The 10685-nt window shown below is 58.1% G+C and carries 15 protein-coding genes; 3 read left to right on the forward strand and 12 right to left on the reverse strand.

The features are described from left to right. Positions 1–202: 202 nt before the first annotated feature. From ACFFP0_RS08560 to ACFFP0_RS08580, 5 genes are all read right to left on the reverse strand, one after another. The gene (locus tag ACFFP0_RS08560; RefSeq protein WP_377259018.1) at positions 203–1069 is read right to left on the reverse strand and encodes a replication initiator protein A; all 867 of its coding nucleotides are present in this window, start codon (positions 1067–1069) and stop codon (positions 203–205) included. 19 nt (positions 1070–1088) lie between these two features. After that, positions 1089–1379, reverse strand: a complete 291-nt coding sequence (locus ACFFP0_RS08565; protein ID WP_377259021.1) for a helix-turn-helix transcriptional regulator — start codon at positions 1377–1379, stop codon at positions 1089–1091. 134 nt (positions 1380–1513) lie between these two features. Beyond that, positions 1514–1852 (reverse strand): DUF2285 domain-containing protein, encoded by a 339-nt coding sequence (locus ACFFP0_RS08570; RefSeq protein ID WP_377259024.1) that lies wholly within the window; start codon positions 1850–1852, stop codon positions 1514–1516. Positions 1853–1946: 94 nt separating this feature from the next. After that, complete coding sequence (locus tag ACFFP0_RS08575; protein ID WP_377259027.1) at positions 1947–2285, reverse strand: transcriptional regulator domain-containing protein; 339 nt, start codon at positions 2283–2285, stop codon at positions 1947–1949. Between the two features lie 126 nt (positions 2286–2411). After that, positions 2412–2690, reverse strand: a complete 279-nt coding sequence (locus tag ACFFP0_RS08580; RefSeq protein ID WP_269312982.1) for a DNA -binding domain-containing protein — start codon at positions 2688–2690, stop codon at positions 2412–2414. A gap of 161 nt (positions 2691–2851) precedes the next feature. Here ACFFP0_RS08580 and ACFFP0_RS08585 point away from each other — a divergent pair, with 161 nt between their 5' ends. Beyond that, positions 2852–3055 (forward strand): helix-turn-helix domain-containing protein, encoded by a 204-nt coding sequence (locus ACFFP0_RS08585; protein WP_377259030.1) that lies wholly within the window; start codon positions 2852–2854, stop codon positions 3053–3055. A 633-nt stretch (positions 3056–3688) separates the two neighbouring features. Here ACFFP0_RS08585 and ACFFP0_RS08590 read toward each other — a convergent pair. The 4 genes from ACFFP0_RS08590 to ACFFP0_RS08605 form a co-directional block, all read right to left on the reverse strand. Further along, positions 3689–4531 (reverse strand): DUF932 domain-containing protein, encoded by an 843-nt coding sequence (locus ACFFP0_RS08590; RefSeq protein WP_377259033.1) that lies wholly within the window; start codon positions 4529–4531, stop codon positions 3689–3691. A 367-nt stretch (positions 4532–4898) separates the two neighbouring features. Further along, on the reverse strand, positions 4899–5210 hold the full coding sequence (locus ACFFP0_RS08595) for a DUF736 domain-containing protein (RefSeq protein WP_220319068.1): 312 nt from the start codon (positions 5208–5210) through the stop codon (positions 4899–4901). A gap of 1114 nt (positions 5211–6324) precedes the next feature. Next, positions 6325–6645 carry a hypothetical protein gene (locus ACFFP0_RS08600; RefSeq protein WP_377259036.1) on the reverse strand — a complete coding sequence of 107 codons (321 nt, stop codon included), beginning with the start codon at positions 6643–6645 and terminating at the stop codon, positions 6325–6327. A 112-nt stretch (positions 6646–6757) separates the two neighbouring features. After that, positions 6758–7651: a LysR substrate-binding domain-containing protein gene (locus ACFFP0_RS08605; protein WP_377259039.1), complete on the reverse strand. Its 894-nt coding sequence runs from the start codon at positions 7649–7651 to the stop codon at positions 6758–6760. Positions 7652–7827: 176 nt separating this feature from the next. Here ACFFP0_RS08605 and ACFFP0_RS08610 point away from each other — a divergent pair, with 176 nt between their 5' ends. Together ACFFP0_RS08610 and ACFFP0_RS08615 are read left to right on the forward strand one after the other, a co-directional pair. Further along, on the forward strand, positions 7828–8301 hold the full coding sequence (locus tag ACFFP0_RS08610) for a DMT family transporter (RefSeq protein WP_377259042.1): 474 nt from the start codon (positions 7828–7830) through the stop codon (positions 8299–8301). 3 nt (positions 8302–8304) lie between these two features. Beyond that, complete coding sequence (locus ACFFP0_RS08615; protein WP_377259045.1) at positions 8305–8736, forward strand: DMT family transporter; 432 nt, start codon at positions 8305–8307, stop codon at positions 8734–8736. Between the two features lie 77 nt (positions 8737–8813). On the opposite strand, the gene ACFFP0_RS08620 is transcribed toward ACFFP0_RS08615, so the two are convergent. The 3 genes from ACFFP0_RS08620 to ACFFP0_RS08630 form a co-directional block, all read right to left on the reverse strand. Continuing rightward, positions 8814–9587, reverse strand: coding sequence for a carbon-nitrogen hydrolase family protein (locus tag ACFFP0_RS08620; RefSeq protein WP_377259048.1), 774 nt, complete (start codon positions 9585–9587; stop codon positions 8814–8816). A gap of 68 nt (positions 9588–9655) precedes the next feature. After that, positions 9656–10042 carry a tautomerase family protein gene (locus ACFFP0_RS08625; protein WP_377259051.1) on the reverse strand — a complete coding sequence of 129 codons (387 nt, stop codon included), beginning with the start codon at positions 10040–10042 and terminating at the stop codon, positions 9656–9658. Positions 10043–10171: 129 nt separating this feature from the next. Further along, the gene (locus ACFFP0_RS08630; protein ID WP_377259054.1) at positions 10172–10633 is read right to left on the reverse strand and encodes a hypothetical protein; all 462 of its coding nucleotides are present in this window, start codon (positions 10631–10633) and stop codon (positions 10172–10174) included. Between the last annotated feature and the right edge of the window lie 52 nt (positions 10634–10685).

Genomic DNA, 10685 nt, shown 5'->3' on the forward strand with positions numbered 1-10685 from the left:
AATCAGCCCTTCCACAACGCGTTTTTTGGCGGGTTGCGTTAGGAAGAATCCGAAGGATTCTGAGTTAGCAATGTTAGGGGCGCGGATTGCTGAACAAATCCACGTGGTTAAACCCGGTTTTGGTCCCCGATAGGGCGGGTTTCCGGTCCCTGATAGTACGGGCCTTGCGGTCCTCGATAGTACGGGTCTGTCCACAGGCTGCTCACAATCTGATCGAACGGCGCGGCAGGCGCAGCGCGGCTTTCATTGGATCGGTTGGCAATGGCTGGAAGGTCAGTCGGATACGGCCGTCCGGGTCGGTGACAAGCTCCAGCCGGTAGCCGGGAAGTGGCTGACGCTGGACGATGGCGCGCAGATCGTAGGCGAAATGCTTGAGCGGCGAGAGCGAGCCAGACTTCAGATGCAGGTGTGCGAGATCGAAGCTCCAGCCCCATGTCTGGCGGCCGCCATGCTTGCGCACGAGACGATAAAGCCAGCGCTCGAGGCCGCCGGTCAGCTCAAAATAGGCCCGGTCGATGGTGAGGATCAGGGCGTTGTCGATCACGCCAGCATAGAACCAGTCCGCCAGGATGAGTTCGACGCCGAGCGGCCGACCGGCCGCGTCCAGATGTTCCTTCCATTCGGCGATCCACGAGAAGCGATGCCGCCTGCGCTCAACCGACTGGCGTATCGACGTGACGATAGTGGTGGATTGCAGCCGGTCGAGCGCCGCTTTCAGCCGCCCGTAGTTCAGTCCGGAATCGGTGCGTCCGATAAAGGAGAGGATTTCGTAAGGCGTGGCGGACATGAAGCGCGATGTCCGCAAACCCTTGTCGCGCGCCTCAACGATCTGCGAGGCCGCCCATATCAATATATCCGCATCCCAGATCGTCGCCATTCCATGTTCGGCGGTGGCTTCGACGCGGATCGAAACGCCGCCCATGTGGAAATCGATCGGCGTCACGCGACGGGATTTGGCCAGTGAGAAGAATGGCCATGCCATGAGATCTTGCGCGTCGCGGGTGGCGATATCACCGCCGCTCGGCCGAAACAGTTCGAGTTGCTGTGAGATGACCGGAGAGTTTCGCATCCTTGCCGCTCCGGCCATGTCAGTTCTTGTCCGCATAGCGCGGAGCAAGAGCGGCGTGCCGCTTTGCAGGCCGGATGAAGTCGTCAATGGGATCGGTGGTGGACACGCGCGCGCCGATCTCGGTCCATGCGCGCAGGTCATCTATATCGTAGAGGATGCGACCGCCGACCTTGCGGTATTTCGGGCCGGTGCCGTAGGTGCGGTGCTTTTCCAGTGTCCGCTTGCAGATGCCCACGATAAAGGCGGCTTCCTTGGTGGTGAGGAAACGTTGCGGTGGGTTTTTCGGGTCAATGATCTTGTTGTCGGTCATATGTCGGCTCCGTCTCGTTTTGATGCGGTCCCGACCTATTGGGACCTACAAAACGGACGGTGCCGGAATTGCCGACGCCGAAGGGATGTCAAAAAACAGGGGGTAGTGTTTTCCTACCCCCTGCCCGTCCTTCTTTAGTGGCGTTTCCCTCGCCGGTGCGGATAGAACAGGAGATCGTGATAGCCGCCGTGGTAGATCATGCGGTCGGCCTTGCGCAGCAATTCGCGAATGCGATGTTTCAGGGGATGGTCGCGCCAGTCTCTCGGCTCGATCGGTTCTTTCGCAAGCAACGCATTGGCGATTTCCCGATAGGACGCACCGGCCTTGCGACCATCGAATATCCGCAAGGTAAGAATGGCGAGTTGCCGGCTGCGCGGCGGGAATGTGCCGTAATCGGGACCAGGCGGCCGGCCGTTCAACTGTCGCCAGAAACGCCCCGCCGCATGAAGCCGGGTCTCGAAAGACTCGTCCAATGGCAGGAGAACCGCATTGAAATATCCATCCCGGCGACCATCGGCAACGATCAGCCGGTGTGGATGCCTGTCCGGTTTCCACAGAACATAGAGGTCATCGCCGGTGGCGCGGCAATCGGCCCCTGACAGGCGTGAAAGTGGTATTGACTTGCTCGACCAGCGTGGGTTCCTCGTCGTCAGAAGCAGCTGAAGCACGCGGGGAAAGGCGGCGGGGGTCCACAGCGCCGGTTCCATGTGAAGGTCGTTTTTGGGAGCGAAATCGAATCCCCCACTTCGAAGCCACAGCGTCGTTCACTTCGCCGTCTTCGGAAGCTGTCATGTATTCCTTGTAGAAATATTCATTCCGGCGCAGATATTCGTAGCCAAATCCTTCCGCATCGTATTCGTTCATGTAGGCATAGGCAGCGGGATTTCTCCAGTCGTATTCGGACATTCCGGACTCCTTACAACCATGGAACAGTGAACAAGGTCGGAAGTATCGAAACGAAGTTTGCCTCGCGCCAGATACCGATAACGCAAACCGGTGATATCAGATTGGCAAAACCGTCAGTTGATTGATCTAGTTCGGTGCGCCGCCACGTAGCAGATGCCGGTAGCCATTGGAAACCATCCATCTTGCCCGCGTCATATGACTTTCCCATGCGCGTTGCGCTCGTTCAGGCTCGGTTTCGGGATCGATGTGCAGCACGATGCGGGCGACTTCCCGCCAATCTGCATCCTCTTCCGCCGCGTCGAGCAGGCGCAGATAGGTGACGAGGTGGGCCTCGTCGTAACCGGTGAGGATATGCGAATCGGGCGCTATATCCGCTACATCTGGATCAAGTTCCGGCTTTTGCACGCTTGTTCCCCCTGAATAACCGGTAGGAAATGCCATAGAAACGTAACGTTGTATCGATTGCGAGGATTAGAGCACGTCTTTGCATGCATATTAACGCATCGGGCGATGAATAGGAACGATCATTCCTAGAATGATAGTTTCCGCTCTGCTTCCCATCAGGTATGGATTTGAAAGAGGCTATGGCGGTCAATCTGCGTCGCATTCGCCATGAGAAGAACCTGACGCAAGAGCAACTGGCGGAGCGTACCAACTTGAGTATGCGCTATGTCGGCTCGATCGAGCGTGGAAAGGTCTCCGCCAGTGTCACCGTGCTCGGACAGATTGCCGATGCCCTTGGCATCGATCCGAGCGAATTGTTGCGGTAGAGTTCCCTCTAAACCCTGTCGAAGACGTCGCAGAGCAAACTCCGGCTGGCATGCTGCTTCAAGCTTCGCAGTGAATACTTACGTCGCGAATCCTCACATGGCACAAGAGGGCATGACAATCGCATCCGCCAGCATTCCGATTTACGAGAATAGCACGGACCAGGCGAATGGCGTAAAAGCTTTGATGGAAGCCCTGCAGGATTTCGCAAAGTCGCGCGCGCCGCGGTCGCGAAGGCCGGCCCCGGCGACCAACTCGTCGTCGATTTTCGCGTCGGTCCCGGTTTCCTGCTGCATATCAAGGCCCGGTCGGCCGAAAAGGCCGGACTGGGTTCTTCCATGTTCAAGCACTTTCACCAAATCTGATGGTTCATCTAATACCGCGGTGCGCTTTCGCAATCTCGGCCGTCGAACAGTGTCGCTTGCCGATCCACGACTTCATCGGCGAGATAAGTTTGGAAGGGGGCCGGTTGGCGCAGTGATCTTGCGAGCCGGACGCAGTCCGGGGAGCAGCGGTCATGTTTCGGACATGGCCGCGCCGCCGATCCGTGTCACGGATCGGCGGAGATTCCCAGCCGTGCATGCCTTCGTAAGAAAGACATGGAGCAGGGTTTCCGGGCTCCATGTCGCTCGCAATCAATGGGTCTTGAGGCGCTGCATGCCTTCGGCCAGCGTCCAGAGCGCACGGTTAAGGGTGACGCTCTGGTCGATGCCATTGACAGCGCGGGTCTGACTGCGCCGGATGCGGCCTTCGGCATTGCGCCGCCGTCCGGGCAGGCCGCCTTTCGTCAAGTGCTCCTGAATTTGATTGAAGGACGTCCAGAGGCTGTTACCGGCATCCTCGCGGCGGCGCGGCTGGATGATCTGGTCAGGGCGGATCGGGCTTTCTTCCTCGCCATAGCGAGCGACAAGGCTTGCCTCCGCCAGAACGCGGCGCTCGTCCGCCGACAGCGTGATTTCCTTCATGGTCTCGCTGGCGTCAATAAGGCGCGGGAAATCTTCGGCGACGGTGTAAACGCCTTCGATGATATCATGCTGGATGTTGCCCTTGTGCGGGACGCGGACTTCCTCGAACCGCTCACCCGCAACAAGGCTGTTGGTGCAGACGAAACGCAGCATCCCGGCAAACATCTGGTAACTGCTGGTTCCGTCATGCGAATTGACGATGATGACCTCCGCCGCCTCCGGCTTGCCAATGCCGTCATCGCGGCGCAGGCGCAGCATGTGCTTGGCATGGCCCATGCGATCGCCGTCGCGGGGAACCGCCTGCACGGCGAAGAACGGGAACCATCCTTCCCGGCGCAACCCCTCCACGATGTCGATGGTGGGGACGTAAACGTAACGCTCCGAGCGGCTGTCATGCGCTTCGCGGGCGAAGACGGATGGAACGTGCCGATATAGGGCTTCATTGTCGAGGGCTTCGCGGCCGCTGATCTGGTGGCTGTTGCGGCCGAACCGCGTGGCGAGATGATAGTTCATGGTCCTTGCTCCTTTCCCGTTGATGCCGAAGGCATGTCCCTCGACATGCCTTCCGGGGGCGCGCGAGCGCGCGGGGATGGGAGGGGGCAAATGCCGGCGAGCATGGCCGGCCTGCTAGCGTGAGCGTGACGGAATGCAGAGGATCGGAAGCATTAGGCGGCCGTTCTGCGAACCGGCGGGCCTGCCACTGCGCAGGCGGCGTTTGAGGGGAGAAAGGGGAAAAGTTTCCCTTGGCTTCCCCTTTGATCGGCAAGTCTCAGGCCGCAGCCGATCATGACAGAGCGCGCGCAGCGCTCCGTATTCTCTGATGGCGGCGTGCATGAGCATGGCAAAGCCCCGCTTTCGCGGGGCCCAGCCGATTGCCTGTTCAGTTGGCGGCGCGGCGGCGCGACCAGATCAGCGCCAGTTCCTCGGTCTCCGTTTCGACCAGGCTCGCATAGATCGGAGCGGGGAAGCTCGGATCGTCCAGCTTCACCGAGAGGTAGGAATTGCCCTTGTCGGACTGCTTCTTCCAAGCCGCTCCGAATTCGGTGGTTCCGGCGAGCACGCGGAAGTCGGGGCCGTTTTCGTTTTCGCCCTCGACGGGCAAGAACTTTACCGACTTGACGTTGAGGTTGAGGGTTTTCACGGCGCCGGAGAAGCCGTTTTCGGTGCGGGAGAAAGTGCCGATCGTAGCCATCTTGAATTTCCTTCTGTTGATCGGACCGCGCCCATCGCGATCTCGATGATGGTCGATTGACCGGGGACGATCGGCCCGCACCCTTCATGGGCCGGAATGAAGTGGAGGGCGGCCGGCGCACGCTTTTTTGCTTCGCGCTGCAAAGCCGGCCTTCAGGACGGTGGCGGAAAAAAGCGGGCGGCGGACGTTGCGGGATTGAGATCGAGGCGGCGCTTTGCGTCGCCGGTCTTCGGTCAGACCTGATCAATCGAGTTCGCGTTGGGTGCTGTTTGGTCGGAAGGAGAAAGGAAATTCATTATGGCTGCGCTTGTTCAGCGCTTTCTCATCGAGCACCGACAACGGCTTTACCAGCGCCCCGCACAAGTCCCTTAACCTCAACGTCGTATCTGTGATGTTCCCCGCCGATATCGAGGTCGGCAACCGGAACGCCCACTCCTTTCGCCAGTCATTCGCCCTTATGAACCGCCGTGTTCGGTGCGGCGTGGAAGGAGACGTCTGCCGGGGCTAGGCGATGCCTACCTCTTGGTGAAGCTGGATGATCCGAGCTTGCCCGCTCCGATCGTCTCCATGCAGGCAGGTTCGGGGCGAAGACCGAGGAGCTGGCGCTGATCTGGTCACGCCGCCGCGCCGCCAACTGAACAGGCCATCGGTTCGGCCTCGTGGAAGCGGGGCTTTTCCGGGCGAATGTCCGCCGCCGCCAGCCCTTACGTCAGATCGGATAATTGGACCCCGGACGTCTGCTACCGTCGTGTTTGGTTCGAAAGAAAAGAAGGAGAACCCGGCAATGAAACGGCTCATCGGCCCTGGAGTTCGGCGTGAAAAAAGCAGCGACCTGCAGTCTTGATAAGAATGGCGGAACCGTCTTCAGACAATCGTTCCTTCTAAGCCCGAGAAAGATCACGCTGATCGGAATCGAAGCCTGTCCGCTGGTTCCGTATCGAGTCGCGGTATACGCAACGCTTCCCGTTAATGCGGCCGAACAAGACCGAATGAAACGACGCGCACGACAACGCCCCCATGATGCGCGCCGGCCATTTCAAACCCGTGAGAAGGCCCACAATTCAATCAGCATCTTGTTCTGTTCGCTTGCGGATTAACGTCAATGTAAAAAGGCTTAGGAGTTATGCGGTGGCGCTAAAAGAGATACTCCACCTTCATACTCGAAAATCTCTACGGATTGATCCTCTCGCAACACGCCAAGATCGAGAATACCAGCAACGATACGCTGATATTCTGGATCATCGCCGAGACGGTCAATAGCGGCTTGGCTATCCCACACCGTCATGGTGACCCATTCATCATCCTTTGCGTAGAAGAGAACGGCTTTGACACCGTCACGCGAGGACAGAACGGGAAGGGAAACATCGTTCGCGTAGGCAACGAGCTTTTCCCTCTCACTCGGATCAAACCGGGTTCGCCAAATTCGGACGATCATATTTGGGCTCCTTGGCAGCAGTTCGTCAAAGGCGGCAACAACAGGTAGGATAGACAAGATACCTGCAGCCTGCGAAACCTTTCTGAAACGAAAACCTGCGACGTAGCAAGCTTTAGAATTTCTGCGACACACTCGCCTCAGCAACGAAGTCCACCAATACGCTGACATTGCGAGAGGGGATCGTTCCGCCTGGCCATAGAAGCCGAAAGACTCCGGCGTCCTGCACATCCTTCTCCAGAAGAGATACCAAGCGCCCTTCCTCGATATGACGACTGACAGCGATCGACGGCACGCAGGCGATGCCCGCTCCCTGCTCCGCCAGTTCTATCCTGGCCTCCACACTGTTCGCGATCATTGCGATTGGTAAATCCCAGTCGATGTTTTCGCCATTTATGGCAAGTGGCCAGGCGTCGATCAATCCGCTCTCAGGGTGCCGTCTATGCAGACAATGATGGTGGAGAAGATCTTTTGGAGAAGCCGGAACACCATGTAACGCGAGATACGACGGCGCGGCTATGATGGTGTGCCGAAACCGTCCCACGATCCGTGTCATGAGGCTGGAATCGCGAACCTCCCCGGTTCGGATGGCGAGGTCATAGCCTTCCCCCACGATGTCCACCAGCCGATCGGTGAATTCGAGTTCCAGCCGCACTTCGGGATGGACCTGCATGAAGCGCTGGAAGATCGGCATGAAGCCCATCGCCCATGTGGGCAGGCTGACCTTCATCGGGCCGCGAATGTTCTGGCGGGCCACCGATAATTCCTGTGTCGCCATGTCTATCTCGGACAGGATGCGTCGCGCCCGTTCGAGAAATAGCGTCCCTTCCGCTGTCAGGCTGACACCATGGGTGGTCCGGTGAAGCAACCGCACACGCAAACGCTCTTCAAGCCGGGCAACAGCCTTTCCGATCGCGGATGCCGAGAGACCGAGTTGGCGGCCAGCTTCCACGAAACTGAGGACGGTCGCCACCCGTACGAATATTTTCAGACCGCCCAGATTCTCCATGTGTCGCTCCTGTATGGACAGAATAGTCCGCATGGACCGGAACGTCAGCAGCTTTCGCCAGTAATGAAAGGCCTCTATTTGTGGGGACATACGTGCTTCGCTGTGAAGCATGCGAGGATGCAAAGGCGATTGAACACCGTACACGTCCGGTCCGCCGCATCAGAAGAGGCGGCACAATGCACATGCAAAAGAGACCTATCGACTGGACCGTCTTACTCGCGCTGATCGCTGGTGTGGTGCTGGCGGTCATGACTGATTGGAACAGCCAGCTTGCCCGGTATAGCTCTCCGCTTTTCGCATCGTGGGCGGCGCACGGCGTCGGCGCAGCCACCAGCATGGTTCTCGTCTTCATCCTATCGCTAAGAGGAAAGACGGCGACCACAAGCGTGCCGCAGCGCTGGCCGTTATGGTCTTATCTCGGCGGGATGCCGGGAGCCTTCACCGTGTTGCTCGCCGCGATCACGGTCAACAGTGCTCTCGGACTCGCCGGCACCCTTGCTCTGCTGTTGGTGGGGCAAATGGCGTTCGGCGTGATCGCAGATTATTTCGGGTTTTTTCGGCTACAACGCCGCCAACCTCAGCTTTGGGAGACCGCGGGGTTTGCGCTGGTTCTGATCGGAAGCATCGTCATCATCACGGCGCGGAGCTGAACAATGCTGACATTGATCGGCCTCGCATTGTTGAACGGCGTCCTGATTGCAACGAGTCGCGCCATCAATGGACATCTGGGAAGAAAGGTCGGAGCCATCCGTACCTCCTTATGGAATCATGCAGTCGGCTTCGTTTTCCTGTCGCTGATCGCTACTACGCTGTTCCAAAGCGACATGGCGGTGGAGGCGGCAGTTCCAATCCAGGCCTGGCTCGGGGGCATTCTGGGCGTCGCCTTCGTCGCTCTCAACAGTCACGCAGTCCCGCGGCTCGGAGCAGGCAAGACGACCAGCTTTGTCGTTGGCGCACAAATGTTAACGAGCGTTGCGATCGACAGCCTGAGGCGTCCGTTCTCGGAAGCGACGATTACGGCTCTTGGTGGGGCTGCCATCATCATCGCCGGCGTCTGGATGGCGGCCTTCGTTGGCAAAAAGTAGCGAACAGCCTCCAATCCACGCCTGAAGACAATAATGACTGATGTCGCCGCGATCTCAAAGGAGGTTGCATTTGCCGGTTAAGTTCGGGGCTCCACAACATAGCAGGGATATTGGCTGCGTTGGCGAACTGTGAGTTCCGGCCATACATCGACAACGAGCAACGGATTTGCTGAATCGGTGGTGGACAACAGTGTCCCATCAGGACCGAATGCAAAGCCGGCTCCCCCGAAAACAGTGCCGTCCTTAGAGCGCCCACAACGGTTGGAACTGATGACATAGCTGCCCGACACGATGGCGGCCATCCGGCCGGCGGTCAGCCAGTTTTCTGTCGATGTTCCCGCCGCACGGGGAATTGCAATTAGCGCCGTGCCTTGTCGGCCATAGTGCCGCGCGTGTTCATTGAACATCGCGTCGGTGCATAGCATAACGCCCATGCGCAGACCGAACACTTCAGCCGAGTTGAAACCATCGCCGCCCGGTTTATACCAGCTCGCTTCATACCAGCCGGGTTCCTCTGGGAAATATTGTTTCGTGTGGATCTCACGCACCTGGCCACTTTCGATAGCAACGGCCTGATTTAGAAGCCGACCTTCCGTCCAAACGGGACGGGAAGACACGATGGCGGGTATCGCAAGCTCTGTGAGAGCGTCGAAGCCCCGTGCATGGGTGTCTATACTGGCTTGGGCTATTTCATGATCAAATAGCTTGCAACCCGCGATCCAGGGGCCAAACGGAAGTTCGTTGGTGATCAGTATATCCAACTGGGCATCAACCAACCGGTTCGTGATCTTGCTCCATTCCGAACTATACGGCTCAAGCCCTTCCGGCCACTCGACAAAACCAACTCGCAATTTCGCCTCCGCTTGCTCCGTGAACTTGGAGCGATGGAAAGTAAAGGATTCTAGGGGTTACGTGACGATCACACATCGATCTTGAAACCGAGGTCGATTTCACTCGCCGGTAATCCCCTAAGCCCCCAATTTTCCGGGTCGATTTCGACCAGCATAATTTTGATGTCGCCCGCCGGCACATCAAATGCCGATAGTTCATCCACAATGGCGGCATACAATCGTCGCTTGGCATCGAGAGATCGACCCGAGAAAAGCTTGATCTCGATAACCGAATAGGATTCGCCTTTTCCGGGCGGCACGATCATCGCATCAGCCTCATACTCCAAGAGACTGATGCACCGATCATCCTCCGGAATTTTCAAACCGGTTAGCAGTGCCCGTTGGACCGCTTCAATGATTTCTAGCCGGCGGCTGCCGATCCATCCGCGACGGGTTTCAATTCTTGTGGCGGGCATGGTTGTCCTTTCTGCCAGAGGCGCTGAACCTGCTGTCGCAGAGATCCCGACCCTGCGACACCCATTTGCGACTAATTCATGCGGCGGAACAAGTCATGGATGCTCGCGACAGAACCGGCACCTTTCGCGCTAAACACTTCTCGAAAGTCCCCATCGGGAGGCGGCTTCGCGGATAACCCGGTTCAGTCGAGCTCCGGTCAGATGCTTTTGCTGAAGCAGTTCAAAGGCCACGGCCTCTATTACAGACCAGTATTTTCTGACGATGAGCTTCGTCTCAATCTCAAGCAACCGGAAATGAGCCTCTGCCAGGTCTGGGTGCGCTGCCCCATGGAGGGTGGTCAGAAGAGTTTGCACAGAGAGGCGATCACTCGCACTATGTGCATCATCCACCGTTAGAGGATCGAAAAGCCTTTGCGCAATCTCCCCGGCTAACGCCACCCGGATATTTCGTTCTGCCGCAAGCCGGGTGCGGCCCGACTTGGGACTGAACATCAGATCATTGGGATAAAGACTATCCTCATGTATCACGTGTCCGGCTTCAGCGTGGTCCGACACGACGGAAGCGGAATAGATGGTAAGCTTTTGGGTCATGCCGCGACGGCATGACCCGCCTCATGATATGCTGCCAACTCCTGAAGCTCAC

Origin of the sequence: Neorhizobium puerariae (genome assembly GCF_042429745.1) — a bacterium.
GTDB classification, from domain to species: Bacteria; Pseudomonadota; Alphaproteobacteria; order Rhizobiales; family Rhizobiaceae; genus Neorhizobium; species Neorhizobium puerariae.

Bases quoted from the DNA above. Each gene is read 5' to 3' on its own strand.
- ACFFP0_RS08560 (WP_377259018.1), bottom strand. From the start codon at position 1,069: ATGCGAAACTCTCCGGTCATCTCACAGCAACTCGAACTGTTTCGGCCG.
- ACFFP0_RS08565 (WP_377259021.1), bottom strand. From the start codon at position 1,379: ATGACCGACAACAAGATCATTGACCCGAAAAACCCACCGCAACGTTTC.
- ACFFP0_RS08575 (WP_377259027.1), bottom strand. From the start codon at position 2,285: ATGTCCGAATACGACTGGAGAAATCCCGCTGCCTATGCCTACATGAAC.
- ACFFP0_RS08585 (WP_377259030.1), top strand. From the start codon at position 2,852: ATGGATTTGAAAGAGGCTATGGCGGTCAATCTGCGTCGCATTCGCCAT.
- ACFFP0_RS08590 (WP_377259033.1), bottom strand. From the start codon at position 4,531: ATGAACTATCATCTCGCCACGCGGTTCGGCCGCAACAGCCACCAGATC.
- ACFFP0_RS08595 (WP_220319068.1), bottom strand. From the start codon at position 5,210: ATGGCTACGATCGGCACTTTCTCCCGCACCGAAAACGGCTTCTCCGGC.
- ACFFP0_RS08600 (WP_377259036.1), bottom strand. From the start codon at position 6,645: ATGATCGTCCGAATTTGGCGAACCCGGTTTGATCCGAGTGAGAGGGAA.
- ACFFP0_RS08605 (WP_377259039.1), bottom strand. From the start codon at position 7,651: ATGGAGAATCTGGGCGGTCTGAAAATATTCGTACGGGTGGCGACCGTC.
- ACFFP0_RS08610 (WP_377259042.1), top strand. From the start codon at position 7,828: ATGCACATGCAAAAGAGACCTATCGACTGGACCGTCTTACTCGCGCTG.
- ACFFP0_RS08615 (WP_377259045.1), top strand. From the start codon at position 8,305: ATGCTGACATTGATCGGCCTCGCATTGTTGAACGGCGTCCTGATTGCA.
- ACFFP0_RS08625 (WP_377259051.1), bottom strand. From the start codon at position 10,042: ATGCCCGCCACAAGAATTGAAACCCGTCGCGGATGGATCGGCAGCCGC.
- ACFFP0_RS08630 (WP_377259054.1), bottom strand. From the start codon at position 10,633: ATGACCCAAAAGCTTACCATCTATTCCGCTTCCGTCGTGTCGGACCAC.